The 16,168-nt window shown below is 53.3% G+C and carries 13 protein-coding genes and 1 pseudogene; 11 read left to right on the top strand and 3 right to left on the bottom strand.

Going from position 1 to position 16,168, the window contains the following annotated elements; genetic code table 11:
• Positions 1 to 44 precede the first annotated feature (44 nt).
• From AWR27_RS01450 to AWR27_RS01495, 10 genes are all read left to right on the top strand, one after another.
• A complete protein-coding gene (locus tag AWR27_RS01450; protein WP_077129553.1) occupies positions 45 to 1,520 on the top strand; it encodes a TolC family protein in 1,476 nt (491 codons plus the stop codon).
• A gap of 82 nt (positions 1,521 to 1,602) precedes the next feature.
• Positions 1,603 to 2,298 (top strand): ABC transporter ATP-binding protein, encoded by a 696-nt coding sequence (locus AWR27_RS01455; RefSeq protein WP_077129554.1) that lies wholly within the window; start codon positions 1,603 to 1,605, stop codon positions 2,296 to 2,298.
• A 75-nt stretch (positions 2,299 to 2,373) separates the two neighbouring features.
• Positions 2,374 to 3,615, top strand: a complete 1,242-nt coding sequence (locus tag AWR27_RS01460) for an ABC transporter permease (protein WP_077129555.1) — start codon at positions 2,374 to 2,376, stop codon at positions 3,613 to 3,615.
• A gap of 100 nt (positions 3,616 to 3,715) precedes the next feature.
• Entirely contained in the window at positions 3,716 to 4,888 is a 1,173-nt protein-coding gene (locus tag AWR27_RS01465; protein WP_077129556.1) for an FtsX-like permease family protein, read from the top strand.
• Between the two features lie 105 nt (positions 4,889 to 4,993).
• Positions 4,994 to 6,382: a sigma-54-dependent transcriptional regulator gene (locus AWR27_RS01470; protein WP_077129557.1), complete on the top strand. Its 1,389-nt coding sequence runs from the start codon at positions 4,994 to 4,996 to the stop codon at positions 6,380 to 6,382.
• Between the two features lie 96 nt (positions 6,383 to 6,478).
• A complete protein-coding gene (locus AWR27_RS01475) occupies positions 6,479 to 7,747 on the top strand; it encodes a sensor histidine kinase (protein ID WP_077129558.1) in 1,269 nt (422 codons plus the stop codon).
• Positions 7,748 to 7,790: 43 nt separating this feature from the next.
• A complete protein-coding gene (locus AWR27_RS01480) occupies positions 7,791 to 8,825 on the top strand; it encodes a TIM barrel protein (protein WP_077129559.1) in 1,035 nt (344 codons plus the stop codon).
• A gap of 22 nt (positions 8,826 to 8,847) precedes the next feature.
• Positions 8,848 to 10,188: a glycoside hydrolase family 140 protein gene (locus AWR27_RS01485; protein ID WP_157579053.1), complete on the top strand. Its 1,341-nt coding sequence runs from the start codon at positions 8,848 to 8,850 to the stop codon at positions 10,186 to 10,188.
• Positions 10,189 to 10,268: 80 nt separating this feature from the next.
• The gene (locus tag AWR27_RS01490; protein WP_077129561.1) at positions 10,269 to 10,757 is read left to right on the top strand and encodes a hypothetical protein; all 489 of its coding nucleotides are present in this window, start codon (positions 10,269 to 10,271) and stop codon (positions 10,755 to 10,757) included.
• A 114-nt stretch (positions 10,758 to 10,871) separates the two neighbouring features.
• Positions 10,872 to 11,366: a CdiA C-terminal domain-containing protein gene (locus tag AWR27_RS01495; RefSeq protein ID WP_232325942.1), complete on the top strand. Its 495-nt coding sequence runs from the start codon at positions 10,872 to 10,874 to the stop codon at positions 11,364 to 11,366.
• 94 nt (positions 11,367 to 11,460) lie between these two features.
• Here AWR27_RS01495 and uvrB read toward each other — a convergent pair.
• A pseudogene (gene uvrB / locus AWR27_RS01500) lies at positions 11,461 to 13,481 on the bottom strand (excinuclease ABC subunit UvrB).
• Between the two features lie 106 nt (positions 13,482 to 13,587).
• Here uvrB and AWR27_RS01505 point away from each other — a divergent pair.
• A complete protein-coding gene (locus AWR27_RS01505; RefSeq protein ID WP_198045088.1) occupies positions 13,588 to 14,199 on the top strand; it encodes a GNAT family N-acetyltransferase in 612 nt (203 codons plus the stop codon).
• Here the strand turns inward: AWR27_RS01505 and AWR27_RS01510 are convergent.
• Positions 14,196 to 14,390, bottom strand: coding sequence for a DUF4177 domain-containing protein (locus tag AWR27_RS01510; protein ID WP_077129563.1), 195 nt, complete (start codon positions 14,388 to 14,390; stop codon positions 14,196 to 14,198). The two genes, AWR27_RS01505 and AWR27_RS01510, sit on opposite strands and share 4 nt — an antisense overlap.
• A 225-nt stretch (positions 14,391 to 14,615) precedes the next feature.
• The gene (gene sufB / locus AWR27_RS01515) at positions 14,616 to 16,109 is read right to left on the bottom strand and encodes a Fe-S cluster assembly protein SufB (protein ID WP_077129564.1); all 1,494 of its coding nucleotides are present in this window, start codon (positions 16,107 to 16,109) and stop codon (positions 14,616 to 14,618) included.
• Positions 16,110 to 16,168: the final 59 nt, after the last annotated feature.

Genomic DNA, 16,168 nt, shown 5'->3' on the forward strand with positions numbered 1-16,168 from the left:
CGTTAGGGAGGGGATTTTGCACCCGGATGGTAAGCCCCTCCCTAATGGGGAGGGGTTGGGGGTGGGGTATCTTGCTCCTCCTCCCGTTCCTCACCCATGCCCAGCCGCTGACGCTCTCGCTGGATGAGGTGGTAACACTGGCCCGGCAACAGTCGATTGCGGGCAAACAGGCGGCTACGTTACAGAAAACCAATTACTGGAAATATCGGTCGTTTCTGGCCGATTTCAGGCCGCAGTTGAGCCTCGACGGATCGCTGCCGAGTTTTACGCGCTCGTTTATTCAGGTGCAGCAGCCCGATGGCACTATTGCGTTTCAGCCGGTATCGAACAATAATTCGGTGCTCAATTTATCGCTGAGTCAGAATATTCCACTTACGGGTGGGTCGATTTACGTCCAACAGCAGTTGCAGCGATTCGATGATTTTCTGAACCAGAACACACTCTATAATGGCATTCCGTTCGCTGTTGGGCTAAGTCAGCCGCTGTTCCGGTTCAACCCCATGAAGTGGGATCGTCGGATTGAGCCGCTGCGTTACGCCGAAAGCAATCAGCAATACATTGAAAGCATGGAGCAAGTGGCCTTAGACGCCACCGGCCTGTATTTCGACCTACTGGTAGCGCAGGTCAACCTCCAGATTGCCGAAACCAACCGGGCCAATAACGATACGTTGCTGACCATTGCCCGGCATAAACTCGAATTGGGTAAAATCTCGCGCAACGACTTGCTGCAACTGCAACTGAGTGTACTGAATGCCCGTAAAGATTTGGCGTCGGCCCGGCAAACCGCCGAAGTGGCTTCGCTGAAACTCCGAACCTTTCTGAACATACAGGGTGAAATCAACGCGCTCCGCCCGTTCGATCTGGCAATCCCGAATCAGATTCGTTCGTTTTCCGTCGATGTGAAACAGGCACTTAATCAGGCGTTTGCTAACCGCTCGGATGCTATTGGGTTTCAGCGCAGAAAATTGGAAGCCGACCGCGACGTAGACCGGGCGCGTAAAGAAAACGGCCTGAACGCCACCCTGAACGCCGATTTCGGTCTGACCAACCGGGGCAACCGACCGGGCGACGTGTATGTGCGTCCACAGAACCGGCAGTTTGTGGAGGTAAGCTTTACGGTGCCCATTATGACGTGGGGGCGGCAGCGGGCGCGTCTGGAAACGGCCAACGCCAATGCCGAACTAACGGTGCAAACGCTCGAACAGGCCAAGCGCACGTTTGAGCAGCAGGTTTACACGCAGGTGACGCTTATCGAGATGCTTCGGCAGCAGGTGAAACTGACCGCCGAAGCCGACGAAATTGCCCAGAGCCGCTACCAGATTGCTCAGGAACGCTTCAAACTCAGCGACCTGACCGTAACGGACCTCGGCATTGCCATTCAGGACAAAGACCGTGCCCGGCGCGACGCCATCCTGGCCCTGCGCGACTATTGGCAGGCCTATTACACGCTCCGCCTGCTGACACTGTTCGATTTTGAAACAAACCAGAAAATTACCCCACCCCCGGCCCCTCCCCAGTAGGGAGGGGAGCAATGCTCCGCCAGTGAGACGTTCCGTCTCCGCTCCTTAATGGGGAGGGGCCGGGGGTGGGGTTCAAGCAACTATGATACACCTCAAAAACATCGAAAAAGTCTACCGTACCAGCACCATCGAGACGGTGGCCCTGACGAAAGTAAACCTCCACATTCGGGCGGGTGAGTTTGTGTCCATTATGGGGCCAAGCGGCTGTGGTAAGTCAACGCTGCTCAACCTGATGGGCCTGCTCGATACGCCCAGCGCGGGGCAGGTTGAGATTGGCGGGCAGGCCGTGACACAGTACCGCGACAAAGAACTGGCCCAACTCCGAAACCAGAACATCGGTTTCATTTTTCAGAGCTTCCACCTCATTAACGACCTCTCGATACTCGACAACGTAGAGATTCCGCTGCTGTATCGAAAAGGCGATACTACAGGCGCGTCGCGTCGGCAACTGGCGCAGGAGGCTTTGGCGAAAGTGGGGCTGAGTCATCGCACAAAGCATTTTCCGGGCCAGCTATCGGGCGGGCAGAAACAGCGCGTGGCCATTGCCCGCGCCATTGTGGGCCAACCCAGCATCATTCTGGCCGACGAACCGACGGGCAATCTCGACAGCGCGATGGGTAACGAGATCATGAACATTCTGCAACACCTCAACACCGAGGGTAGCACCATCATCATGGTAACGCACGACGAAGCAATGGCGAAAAAAACGCACCGGCTCGTGCGGCTATTCGACGGGGCGATGGTAGGAGACTCTGTTTTAGTGATGAGCGATAAGTGATGAGTGATGAGTGGGCTGACCGCCCCATCGTTTGCTCACCTATAACTCATCACTTATCGTTCATCACTCATCACTATGTTAACTAACTACATCAAAATCGCCTGGAAGGTGTTGCTGCGGCACCCGTTTTACACCTTCATTACGCTCTTCGGCATCAGCCTCACGCTCACCGTGCTGATGGTGCTGACCTCATTTCTGGATCACCTGATCGGGAGCCATTACCCTGAGTACAAACGCGACCGTTCGCTGTACTTGCTACATATCAGGCTGACCGATTCAACGAACCGGTCTGGTAATATGAGCGATTTTAGCTACAAGTTTCTCAAGCAGCACGTGTTCTCGCTCAAGACGCCCGAAAAAGTGGCTATGGTATCGACCTGGGCCTGGGCAAACTCCTACGTCGACGGCAAGCGCATCAAGGTCAAAAGCAAGTTCAGCGACGCCAACTTCTGGGACGTAACGGATTTTACATTCCTCGAAGGCAAGCCCTACAGCGAGCAGAACATCGCCAACGCCGACCCCGTAGCGGTAATTACCGACGCCTTTCGCACCGACTACTTTGGCCTGAACACCAACGCAGTAGGCAAAACCATTGAAGTCGATAATGCACGCTACCGGGTCATCGGCGTCGTGAAAGCCGCGCCGATCACGCGTTTGTTTTCGTCGGCAGAGGTGTACTTGCCCTATACATTGCCCAAAAGCAACTACCAGAAAGGCGAGTATCTCGGCTCGTTCAACGCCATTATTCTGGCCCGTAACCAGCGTGATTTCAAAGCCATTCAGGATGAATACAATCAGTCGGTGAAGCGCATACCGATACCGTTTATGGAAGGTAACTGGCTGAAAGTATTCTACATCCGTGCCGAAGCAAAACCGTACTTAGATACGTTCATACAGAACTTCCCCAGTGGCCCCAACAGCACCACAGTGTACACAGTGATTACACTCATTATGCTGCTGTTTATGCTGCTGCCCGCCATTAATTTGGTCAACCTCAACGTGGGACGTAGTATGGAGCGGGCGTCGGAAATTGGCGTTCGGAAAGCGTTTGGTGCGCCCGTCCGTACACTGCTGGGCCAGTTCGTAATCGAAAACGTATTCATCACGCTCCTTGGCGGACTGATTGCGCTCGGGCTGTCGGCACTCATTCTAAGCCTGATTAATCAGAGCGGGTGGATTCTGCACAGCGACCTGACTATCAATCTGAGCGTACTGGCTGTCAGTATTTTTCTCTGTCTCATTTTTGGCATCCTGTCGGGCGTTATTCCTGCCTGGCGCATGGCTAAACTTCCTATTGCTGATGCACTTAAAAGTTAATCTTTGAATGATTGAATGACTGAATGATTGAATTACTGACGTCCAGCTATTCACTCATTTGGCTACTCAATCATTTAGACATTCAATCATTCAATAAACTATGTTACAACACCTCATAACCCTCATCTGGAACAAGAAGCGGACGCACGCGCTGCTGATTGTCGAAATTCTGGCTTCTTTTCTGGTGCTCTTTGGTGTGTCGAGCCTGATTATCGACAATCTGGGCAATTACCAGACGCCCATTGGCTACCAGTATAAAGACCGCTGGGTCATCAGCATGGACTGGGGCCAAACGCCCGACTCGCTTGCCGACCCCATCCGGCAACAACTCAAACAGCGTGTACTGGCTTATCCGCAGGTGGTAGCGGCCAGCCTGTCGTCGGGCAACACGCCTTTTTCCAACGGTACGTCCAACGGCGAGCCAACCTACAATGGCGTGAAACTGATGACCTACAACTACTGGGTCGATACCGATTATGCCCGAACGTATGAAATACCCGTGCTGGAAGGCCGCTGGTTCGATAAGTCCGACGAAGCCGCAGCGGTTACGCCCGTGATTATCAATGAACCATTCCGCCGTAAGGTGTTTGGCGGTAGTCCAGCGGTAGGCAAACTGCTGCTCAACGACGAAGATAAAAAAGACAAAAAACGGATCATCGGCGTGATTGGTAACTTTAAGAAAGATGGCGAATACGAGAAGAATGAGCCGGGTATGTTTTACCGCGTGAAAAGCAATGAATGGCAGAGTTCTCTGAGCATCCACGTCCGGCCCGACACCGACGCTACGTTCGAGGGGCGAATGATGCGCGACCTGAGTCAGATAGCCAAAGGCTGGAACCTCGAATTGAGCTACCTGACCGATCAGCGGGAGGGCAAGCACAACATAACGCTCGTACCGATGATTATCTTCTTAGTAGTCAGTACATTCCTGCTCATTAACGTGGCCCTCGGCCTGTTTGGGGTGCTCAACGTAAGCATCACCAGACGCCGGGGCGAAATTGGTCTGCGCCGGGCACTGGGGGCTACGGAGAGAAGCATTTCGTGGCAGTTTGTTGGCGAGATGTGGGTGCTGGCTACCTTTGCGCTACTGCTGGGGCTGGTGCTGGCCGGGCAGTTTCCGCTGCTGAACGTGTTCGATCTGAGCGCAGGCGTGTACCTGACCGCAATGGCCGTTTCGGTCGTAGTCATCTACGTCATAATCACTTTGTGCGCCTTATATCCCAGCAGGCAGGCCGCCACTATTCAACCAGCCGTGGCCTTGCATGAGGAATAATCCGAACCAGAATTAGCCATGATGTTTAGGATTAAACAAGATTGGCTGATTCGTCACGAATAATCTTGTTTAATCCAAATAATCCTGGCCAATCCTGGTTCAGACATGCTGCTACTAATCGACGACGATATCGCTATTCAAACTTCGCTTTCGCTGCTGTTCAGGAAAGAAGGTTTCGCCGTGCGCATGGCCGACGGGCCGTTTGAAACCCGCGACGTGCTGGCCGAAGAAACGCCCGAAGCTATTGTACTCGATATGAACTTTTCGGTCGATACGTCGGGCGACGATGGGCTGCGGCTGTTGCGCTACCTGCGCGAACACCTGCCCACCGTGCCGGTGATTTTGCTGACAGGCTGGGGTAGCATCGATCTTGCCGTGCAGGGTATGAAAGCCGGAGCCAGCGATTTTATTACCAAACCCTGGCAAAACGAACACCTCGTACAGTCGGTCAGAACGGCCCTGAAACTGTCGGCTGCGGCCCGGCAGTCGGGCGAACCCGCATCGGCCAGTCGGCGGCAGTTGGACGAGCAGTTCCAGCTCGACAACATCGTGGGCGAAGACCCGCGCCTGCTCGACGTGCTGGCAACCATCGGGCGTGTGGCCTCTACCGACGCGCCGGTGCTGATTACGGGCGAGAGTGGTACGGGAAAAGAACTTATCGCCGAAGCCGTGCATCAGAACAGCCGACGCAAACGCCAGCCATTCGTGAAAGTCAATCTCGGCGGCATTTCGAGTACGCTCTTCGAGAGCGAACTGTTCGGTCACGTGCGCGGAGCCTTCACCGATGCCAAAACCGACCGCGTGGGCCGGTTTGAGTTAGCCAGCAAAGGCAGTATTTTTTTAGACGAAATCGGCGATCTCGATCCGGCCAGTCAGGTAAAACTGCTGCGCGTGTTGCAGGACCGAACGTTCGAGCCGCTGGGCAGCAGCAAAAGCCGCACAGTGGACGTGCGCGTGATTTGCGCTACCAACCGCAATCTGGAAGAGATGGTAGCCAAAGGCGAATTTCGCGAAGATTTGTACTACCGTATCAACCTGATTACGGTTCGTTTGCCTGCCCTCCGCGAACGCCCCGCCGATATTCCGCGCTTAGTCGATTTTTTTGTCGACAACCTGAAAACGCTCTATAATCGGCCCAACCTGCAAGTCGATAAATCGGCGCGACAGTGGCTTAAAAATTTGACGTTACCCGGCAACATCCGGCAGTTGAAAAACATAGTCGAGCGCACCGTACTGCTGTCAGGCACGGACATACTCACCATTGACGACTTTGAAAAACACCTTCCTACCACCCATGCCGCCCCCGTTACCCATGCGTTTTTACCCCCCGTTGGCAGCATGACGCTCGATGAAATGGAACGGCAAATGATTGAGCGGGCTATGACTTTTCACAACAACCGCGTTGCCAATGTGGCGCGGGCGTTGGGCATTACGCGCTTCGCCCTGTATCGGCGATTAGAGAAATACGGTCTGAACTATGATTCGTCGGATTGAACTGATTCGTCTGATTCTGCTTTTGGCGGTGAAAAATAAACCGGCAGAGCCGGAAAATCATAGTAAATCAGTTCAATCCGACGAATCATAGTTCAGATGACTCGCTACTTAGTCTACATTATTGCCGTTCATGCGGTGCTTGTGGCCCTGACGTTTCAGGTGCTGAAAACAAGCAAACAATGGTTTATTGCCTCCGAAGTGCTGATTGGGCTGTCGCTGGTAGTGGGCTGGCGGATTTATCGGTCGTTTCAAAAACCGTCGGAGTTTATTGCGTCGGGTATCGAAGCCATTCGCGATCAGGATTTTACGGTCAAGTTTGTACCAACCGGCAACCGGGACGTCGATGAACTGATTCGGGTGTATAACCTGATGATCGACCAATTGCGGCTCGAACGCACACGGCAGGCCGAACAGCAATTTTTCTTAGACAAATTAGTCGATGCGTCGCCCATTGCCCTGCTCATTCTCGATTTCGACGAGCGCGTATCGGCCATCAATCCGAAAGCCCGGAAGCTGCTCGATCTGCCCGATAATCAGTTGATTGGTAAACCGCTGACTGCAATCGGGCATCCACTGCTGGCGCAACTTAGTACGCTGCAACCCGATCAGCCGCAGACCGTAAAACTGGCGGGCGTTGAAACGTATCGGGTATTGCTGGGGCAGTTTATCGACCGTGGATTTCGGCGGCAATTTCTGTTTATCGAAGAACTCACGGCTGAGATTATCGAGACTGAAAAGAAGGCTTACGGAAAGGTAGTCAGGATGATGGCGCATGAAGTCAACAACTCCATCGGGGCAATCAACTCCATTCTGCACATTGCTGAGCCGGAACTACCAAATCCCGATTTGCGGCAGGCTGTTCGGGTAGCTATCGAACGCAACGACCGGCTCAACCTGTTCATGCGCCGGTTCGCCGACGTAGTGCGGTTGCCAGTACCAAATAGAGCATCGACCAACCTGACTGTATTCGTAGACGCTGTGGGGCAACTCATGCAGCCTCAGGCTCACGCCCGTGGTGTGCAGCTAACCACGCAGCTACCCGCCGAGCCGGTATACTGGTTAGTCGACATAGGGCAAATGGAGCAGGTATTAGTCAATGTTGTAAAAAACGCACTTGAAGCTTGCACTGCCGGTAACGTGGTTGATATTGAGTTGACTAATAGGCAGTTGGCCGTGCGAAACAACGGTCAGCCGATTCCCGATACTGTGGTTGCAAACCTGTTCGATCCGTTTTTTAGCACCAAAACTATCGGGCAGGGTATCGGCCTGACGCTAACCCGCGAAATTCTGCTTAATCACGGTTTTTCGTTCTCACTCGCCACCGAAGCCGATGGCTGGACGGTGTTTCGGTTGAATGGGCATTAGAATAGACTGGCTGAACGGCTTTAGACAGAAAGCCTAAACCGTCATGGAAAACCAATCACGCCGACGCTTCCTCGGCACATCAGCCGCCCTTGCTGCCGGAACGCTACTTGGCACGAACAAACTCTTCGGTGCCCCGGCCATTATCCGGCATTACAATAAACCCAACTCGCTCATCAACGGCGTACAGATTGGCACCATCACGTACTCGTTTCGCGATATGCCCGACCAAAGTGCCGAAGCCACGCTGAAATACGTGGTCGAGTGCGGCATCAGTGCTATCGAGCTGATGGGTGGCCCGGCGGAGTCGTTTGCAGGTATGCCGAAAAGCCCTGTCGACATGCGAACGATGTTTCCGCTTATGCGTAAACGGCGTGAGAATCAGCCGCTCACCGCCGATGAACAGAAGCAGTTGACCGACGCCGAAGCCCAGCTAAACGCCTACCGCGAACAGGTGTCGAAATGGCGGCTAACTGCCGATATGAAAAAGTTTGAGCAGGTGCGCCGGATGTATAATCAGGCGGGCGTGAGCATCTACGGTTTCAAGCCCGATGCGTTTGGGATGCAGGCTACCGACGCCGACATCGACTACGGAATGCGGGCGGCCAAAGCACTGGGAGCCAATCAGGTAACGCTCGAACACCCTGTCAATGATGCCCATACGCTGCGGTTAGGCAAGATGGCTGAGAAACATGGTCTGCGCGTCGGCTACCACGGCCACGAACAGCAAACACCCACGTTCTGGGATACGGCACTGGCACAGTCGCCGGGCAACGCACTGAACTTCGACCTCGGCCATTACGTAGCCGCCAACCAGCCCGACCCGCTGGGCCTGATTCGGCAAAAACACGACCGCATTGCCAGCATGCACATCAAAGACCGGCAAACGCCCGCGCACGGCAAAGGCAACCTTCCCTGGGGACAGGGCGACACGCCCCTGACCGACGCGCTGCGGCTGATGCGTGAACAGAAATATACCTTCCCGGCGGCTATTGAACTGGAATACAAGATACCGGAAGGTTCCAATTCAGTCGCCGAAGTGAAAAAATGCGTTGATTACTGCCGGAACGCGCTGAGTTAGGTTGTATAATCCCGATTTTTGCATGAAAACCCGGATACTCATTGGCTGGCTCTGGCTGGCTGTTACTGTTTGCTCGGCCCAGTCCAAACCCGCTTTCCCGCTCAAAACCAGCGAGAATGGTCGCTATTTTGTCGATCAGACTGGTAAACCATTTTTCTACCATGCCGACACCGGCTGGCAGCTATTTGCCCGACTCACGCTGCCCGAAGCCCGCGAATACCTGACACTTCGCAAACAGCACGGCTTCAATACCATTCAAGTCCATATTTCGATGAACCCCGACTCGGTGAACCGGGCCGGGCAAAAAGCACTTATTGACTACGATTTCTCGAAGCCCAACGAACCATATTTCGCACACGTTGAACGGGTAATTCAGGTGGCCGATTCGCTGGGGCTGCTGCTTACGATTTCGCCGTTCTGGATTGGGTGCTGCCGCGAAGCACACGGCGTAGAAGCCAAACACGAGGTGTATAAACTGAGTGGCCCAGCCAAATGTCGGCAGATGGGCGAGTACCTGGGCCGGCGGTTTGGCAAGTACAAAAACATTCTGTGGCTAATGGGGGGCGACAATGACCCGCGCAGCATCCGGGCCGAAATCGTAGCTATGGCTGAGGGTTTACACGCCCCCGCTCCGCAGCAACTGCAAACCTACCACGCCACGCCACCGCACTCCAGCACCGACCTGTTTCAGTACGCGCCCTGGCTGGGGTTCAGCATGATTTACACCTACTGGCGCGAGAAACCCAACGAATGGTCGGACGGGCAGCAGATGCCGCACGTATATGAGGCTGCGTTACGCGAATACAACAAGAGTGACCGGATGCCGTTTGTGCTGGGTGAATCGCAGTACGAAGGCGACGGCGTTCGCTATGGCAACGACATTGGTACGCCACAGCAAGTTCGCCGACAAGCCTACTGGACTATGCTGTGTGGGGGGGCGGGCCACGCCTACGGACACGATGGCTGGGATTTTCCAAAGCAATGGCGCACAATTATCAACTACCCCGGCGGTTCGCAGCACATGAAGCACGTCAGAACATTGTTCGAGTCGCTGCCGTGGCATACGCTCGTGCCTGACCAGAAACATACAGTCATCGTGAACGACTACGGCGAGTTTATGAAAGCCGACTACGTAGCAGCCGCCGTGACAGCCGATAAAACTACACTCGTGGCCTACCTGCCCCAACCCGGTCGGCCCGTAGTTGACCTCAGCCAATTGAAAGGTCCCAACCTGACTGTGCGCTGGTACGACCCTCGCACGGGGCAGTTCGGTAAAGAGCAAAAAATGCCCGCGCAGGGTGTAAAACGGCTTGTTTCGCCCCCGCAGAACGATTGGGTGCTGGTCGTTCAGTCGGGGCAGTAGCGGCTATGTTTGGCGGTGACGTAGTGAATAAGGGTCGCTTTTTGTAACTTGCGGCCTTCGCTATGTCACCGTTAACTTGTATGTCCAACACCCGTACCTATCACCTTGTCTATCCAGACCCAATTACAAACGAAGAAGAGCCATCGGGCGGCTATGTAGAAGTGCATATTACGCACAATTCTCACGAAGCGGAGCGCAATGTCGAAACAGCTATTATTCTGGCTAAGGTCGGATTTAAGATTAGGCTATTAATGATTGATGATACACCCCACACCAAAAACCCTGATGCTTACTTTTTTAATGAACAAGTAACGGTGGAATTCAAGCATAACTTTACCCCTACCCGCTCTGCTATTGAACATGCGGTCCGCGCAGGGCGTAAGCAAGCCGATTATTTATTGCTGCACATACTGAGTAGCATTGATGCAAATCATCTTCTGGATGGCCTTAAGAATAGGCTTTACTTTGCCGATAATGTGAAAGGTCTGTGGCTAATTTGGCAGGAAAGGCTTTACTATTTTGAGCGTAGGGAGTTTTTCGACGGTACTATTGACCTAAAAATACAATGAGGTGATGCTATCCGGCCGGTCGCATCACCTCAAGGTCATGGCCGAGGCTCTCACCTCAACCGTTGCAAAGATAACCATTAATAGTAATATCTGTCAAGTTAATCCCCACCGTGCTTGGAAACATCTCCCTTTCTTGAATGCCTGCTCATCTATCCAGACCTTCGTCAGAATCAAACAGAGCCATCTGGTGGCTATGTAGAAATGCACCTTACGCACGCATCGCAGGAGGCCGTGCGAAACATAGAAACGGCCATTTTTCTGGCGCAATTAGGTTTTAAAGTGAGACTATTAGCCATCAGCCACGAACCAGGCGTCAAAAATCCCGATGCGTATCTGATTGAGGAGCAACTCATTATCGAGTTCAAACATAACAGCACCCCTACTGCGTCGGCTATTGAAAACGAACTACGTGACGCGAAACGTCAGGCCGATTATGTGTTGCTGCACATCAAAAGCACAATTTCGAGAGAGGATTTAATCAAGGGGTTACGTCGGCAAATTCACCGGGCTGAAAATGTAAAAGAAGTATGGATAATTTACGGCCAGGTATTAAGTCGCCTTACACCAGAGGAGATACGCGACAAGAACGCAGAAGCTAAAATACAATGAGGTGACACAGTTGCCTGCATCACCTCAAGGTAGGGGTCGAGGATCTCTCCCCAACCGTTGCAAATGTAAGCAAATGATTGCAAAGCTACAAGCCCTACGCCTTCTCCGTCTTCAGTTTATCGCGCAGTTGAAACAGTTCGTCGCGTAGGCGGGCGGCTTCGAGGAAGTCGAGTTCTTTGGCGGCTTTCTCCATTTTCGATTGCGTTTCGGCGATAACCTTTTCCAGATCGCCCCGGCCCATGTATCGCACCACCGGGTCGGCGGCAATGCGGATTTCGTCGGGTTCGACGTAAAACTGCCGCACCTTCGAGTCAGCAACTTTGGTTTGACCCATAATGGCCTCGCGCGATTTTAGCACCGTGGTCGGCGTAATGCCGTTGTCTGTGTTGTATTCCATCTGAACGGCCCGGCGTCGGTTGGTCTCGTCAATCGCTTTCTGCATCGACCCCGTAATGGTGTCGGCATACATGATTACTTTGCCGTTGGCGTTTCGGGCAGCCCGGCCAATAGTCTGAATCAACGACCGAATGTCGCGCAGGAACCCTTCTTTGTCGGCGTCCATGATGGCTACCAAACTCACTTCGGGCAAATCAAGCCCTTCGCGGAGCAGGTTTACGCCTACCAATACGTCGAAATTACCCAGCCGCAAGTCGCGCAGGATTTCGACCCGGTCGAGGGTTTTTACTTCCGAGTGAATATAGCGGGTTTTGATGCCTACACGCTCAAGATACTTCGTCAGTTCTTCGGCCATGCGCTTGGTCAGGGTTGTTACCAGCACACGCTCGCCCGCTTTGATGCGGCTATCGATGCTTTCGAGCAGGTCGTCGATCTGGTTCAGGCTGGGCCGTACCTCAATTTCGGGGTCGAGCAGACCCGTTGGCCGGATGAGTTGTTCAACCACTACGCCCTCAGCCTTGCGGAGTTCATAATCCGACGGGGTGGCCGAAACGTAAATGGTTTGGCCCGATAATTCTTCAAACTCCTGAAACGTAAGCGGGCGGTTATCCATCGCGCTCGGCAGCCGGAATCCGTAGTCGACCAACGCCGTTTTGCGCGAACGGTCGCCCCCCACATGGCCCGAATCTGCGGAATAGTGACGTGGCTTTCGTCGACAACCAACAGATAATCGTCGGGGAAATAATCGAGCAAACAGAACGGGCGTTGGCCGGGTTGCCGCCGGTCGAAATAGCGCGAGTAGTTCTCGATGCCGGAGCAGTAGCCTAATTCGCGCATCATTTCGAGATCGAACTCGGTGCGTTCTTTAATGCGCGTAGCCTCCTGTTCCCGAAACTCGCTCTCGAAGTAGCGAATCTGCGCTACCAGATCATCCTGAATCTCGTGGATGGCATTATTGAGCGTGTCGCGGCCCGTCACGAACAGATTGGCCGGGAAAATGGTCACGAGGTTTTCGTTCGATATTTTCTTGCCCGTCGATGGCTCGATGCGCTGAATGGTTTCGATTTCATCGCCGAAGAAAATCACGCGATAGGCAAAATCAGCGTAGGCTACGAACACATCGACGGTGTCGCCCTTGACGCGGAAGTTGCCGCGCTGAAACTCGCCTTCGGTACGACTATACAGAATCTCGACTAACTTGTGCAGGAACTGATTCCGGCTCATGCGTTCGCCTACACCAATCCGCACCACGTTGCGTTTGAACTCTTCGGGGTTGCCCATCCCGTAGATACACGACACCGACGCCACCACAATTACGTCGCGCCGGCCACTCATCAGGGCCGACGTAGCCGACAGCCGCAGCTTATCGATTTCTTCGTTGATGGCGAGGTCTTTCTCGATGTAGGTACCGGTGGTAGCGATGTATGCTTCGGGCTGGTAATAGTCGTAGTAGGAGATGAAGTACTCGACGGCATTTTCGGGGAAAAACTGTTTGAATTCGCCGTAGAGCTGGGCGGCCAGTGTTTTGTTGTGGCTCAGTACGAGCGTTGGTCTATTAAGTTGAGCGATTACGTTCGCAACTGAAAATGTTTTACCTGATCCCGTCACGCCCAGCAACACCTGCGCGGGTTCGCCTTCTTTAATCCCGCCAACCATCTTGTCGATAGCCTTTGGTTGGTCGCCAGTGGGTTGAAATTCGGAAGTTAGTTTAAAGTTCATCAGCGTTGCCATGCTCGGGGCCAACTTGTGTGCGTTGGCCCAGTGTAATCAGGCTAAATTACAAAAAAACGGGCTGAATTGCAAGGCTGACTTTATTTTGCGAACTATGCGGTCTTACGATCAACCTACCCGTCACGGACGTATGCCCGATGTTCTGTTTACGCCTAAACAACTTGTCCTGACCGACGACGAAACGACCACCATTCGTCTGCTGAAGCCAACCGACGTGCTGCCATTAATCAACTATTTTGGCGGCTTATCGGAGCAAACGAGGTCTTATTTTTCACCCCATTCGTTCGACCCCGTAACGGTGCATCAAATCTGCAACTCAGTAGAACAGGACGACACTATTCGCCTGGTTGCTGCCCTGCCCAACGGTGAGATTGTTGCCTACCTGCTGTTGCTGCCCGGTGCCACAACATCTGATCTGACCCGGTATGGAACTGCGGGCGTATCGGTACAACCCGACACAACCTATTCATTCGCCCCCTCCATTGCCGATGCTTACCAGGGCCGGGGGCTGGGCGGACATCTGCTACAAGCGGCTATAGATGTAGCCCGGCAAATGGAGAAACGTCAGCTTATTTTGTGGGGCGGGGTGCAGGCCAATAACGAACGCGCTGTTCACTTCTACCAAAAACATGGGTTTCAGAAAGTAGCAGAATTCGAGCGCAATGGCCTGAATTATAGCATGGTGCTGTCTATTGAGAGTCGTTAAATTTCTCGTTTCAGCGTTACCAGCAACCCGCGTGAGCCACCACCGTAAACCTCGGTGTCTACAACCGATACGACTTCCCAACCCTCGCGACCCATTTCGTTCAGCTTGTCGGTCAGGTCCTGAGCGTCTACCTTGCCACCCAGCCAGCCTTTTGCGGTTATGTCTATTATGCGATATTCAAAGCGTTTCATTAAGATTGAGGGTTTAATTAAGAAAAGCCCCCACGTTTCGGCAGGGGCTTCAATATAGACAGAATGTTGTAGAAATTGAATCAGGTGACTGGCTGACGCGAGAGAGACGCAAAGGTGGCTGGCTGGCGCGAGAGAGACGCAAAGGGTTGCGTCTCTACAATTGACCATCCGGTGTAGAGACGCAACCCTTTGCGTCTCATCCGCGCCAGCTATCAAAGCTACAGATTATCCAACACTGCCTTCCAGACTAATCGCCAGCAGCTTTTGCGCTTCAACGGCAAATTCCATCGGGAGTTGGTTTAGTACTTCTTTGGCGTAGCCGTTGATAATCAGGGCTACGGCCTGTTCGGTCGGGATGCCGCGCTGATTGCAGTAGAATAGTTGGTCTTCACCAATTTTCGACGTCGTGGCTTCGTGTTCGACGGTGGCCGAGGGGTTGTTTACTTCCAGATAGGGGAAAGTATGCGCCCCGCATTTATCGCCCAAAAGCAACGAGTCGCACTGCGAGTAGTTACGGGCATTTTCGGCGCGTTTCAACACCTGCACCAAACCCCGGTATGAGTTGTGGCTCCGGCCCGCCGAAATGCCTTTCGAGACAATCCGGCTTTTCGTGTTTTTGCCGATGTGTACCATCTTCGTACCCGTATCGGCCTGTTGCATGTTGTTGGTAACGGCCACCGAATAAAACTCACCAATGGAGTTATCTCCCTTCAGAATCACAGATGGGTATTTCCAGGTAATAGCCGAGCCGGTTTCTACCTGCGTCCACGAAATTTTGGCGTTCTGACCGTCGCAGATGCCGCGTTTGGTTACGAAGTTATAGATACCGCCTTTCCCGTCTTTGTCGCCCGGATACCAGTTCTGAACAGTCGAGTATTTGATTTCGGCGTTGGCATGGGCTATCAGTTCGACCACAGCCGCGTGAAGCTGGTTCTCGTCGCGCATGGGGGCTGTGCAACCCTCCAGATAACTAACATACGAACCTTCGTCGGCTATAATCAGCGTCCGCTCAAACTGCCCTGTTCCGGCTGCGTTGATGCGGAAATAAGTCGACAGTTCCATTGGGCAGCGAACGCCTTTCGGAATATAGCAGAACGAGCCATCTGAGAATACAGCCGCATTCAGAGCCGCGAAATAGTTGTCTTTGGCAGGCACCACTGAGCCGAGATACTTCCTGACCAGTTCGGGATGCTCATGCACGGCTTCCGACATGGAACAGAAGATAATGCCGCGTTCGGCGAGGTCTTTCTTAAACGTCGTGGCTACTGATACCGAGTCCATTACGGCGTCTACAGCCACTCTTGGCCGGTCGCCTTCGGGCAAGTCGAGGCCGGGTACGTCAACAACGCCTGCCAGCCGTTTCTGTTCGCTCAGCGAAATACCCAGTTTGTTGAACGTGTCGAGCAGTTCGGGATCGATTTCATCTAAGCTACCAACGGTTTTCTTCTGCTTCGGGGCTGAATAATACTTGATGGCCTGATAATCGATCTTGGGATACTTGACATTGGGCCAATGGGGTTCGGTCATTTCCTGCCACAGCCGGAATGCCCGCAAGCGATCCTCCAAAAGCCAGTCAGGTTCGTTTTTCTTGGCAGATATGAAGCGAATGGTACTTTCGTCAAGGCCAACAGGGGCTTCATCGGCCTCGATCAGCGTCTCGAATCCATACTTATATTCCGAGGTAGTGATGCTTTCTAAAATTTCAGCGTCCTTGCTCATGGTCGGTTAATGCGCCTGGTTAGTAGTGCCACACGCTCTGTTTTTAACAATCTGCCGGG

Source organism: Spirosoma montaniterrae (assembly GCF_001988955.1).
GTDB classification, from domain to species: domain Bacteria; phylum Bacteroidota; class Bacteroidia; order Cytophagales; family Spirosomataceae; genus Spirosoma; species Spirosoma montaniterrae.

Bases quoted from the DNA above. Each gene is read 5' to 3' on its own strand.
- AWR27_RS01450 (WP_077129553.1), top strand. From the start codon at position 45: ATGGGGAGGGGTTGGGGGTGGGGTATCTTGCTCCTCCTCCCGTTCCTC.
- AWR27_RS01455 (WP_077129554.1), top strand. From the start codon at position 1,603: ATGATACACCTCAAAAACATCGAAAAAGTCTACCGTACCAGCACCATC.
- AWR27_RS01460 (WP_077129555.1), top strand. From the start codon at position 2,374: ATGTTAACTAACTACATCAAAATCGCCTGGAAGGTGTTGCTGCGGCAC.
- AWR27_RS01465 (WP_077129556.1), top strand. From the start codon at position 3,716: ATGTTACAACACCTCATAACCCTCATCTGGAACAAGAAGCGGACGCAC.
- AWR27_RS01470 (WP_077129557.1), top strand. From the start codon at position 4,994: ATGCTGCTACTAATCGACGACGATATCGCTATTCAAACTTCGCTTTCG.
- AWR27_RS01475 (WP_077129558.1), top strand. From the start codon at position 6,479: ATGACTCGCTACTTAGTCTACATTATTGCCGTTCATGCGGTGCTTGTG.
- AWR27_RS01480 (WP_077129559.1), top strand. From the start codon at position 7,791: ATGGAAAACCAATCACGCCGACGCTTCCTCGGCACATCAGCCGCCCTT.
- AWR27_RS01485 (WP_157579053.1), top strand. From the start codon at position 8,848: ATGAAAACCCGGATACTCATTGGCTGGCTCTGGCTGGCTGTTACTGTT.
- AWR27_RS01490 (WP_077129561.1), top strand. From the start codon at position 10,269: ATGTCCAACACCCGTACCTATCACCTTGTCTATCCAGACCCAATTACA.
- AWR27_RS01505 (WP_198045088.1), top strand. From the start codon at position 13,588: ATGCGGTCTTACGATCAACCTACCCGTCACGGACGTATGCCCGATGTT.
- AWR27_RS01510 (WP_077129563.1), bottom strand. From the start codon at position 14,390: ATGAAACGCTTTGAATATCGCATAATAGACATAACCGCAAAAGGCTGG.
- sufB (WP_077129564.1), bottom strand. From the start codon at position 16,109: ATGAGCAAGGACGCTGAAATTTTAGAAAGCATCACTACCTCGGAATAT.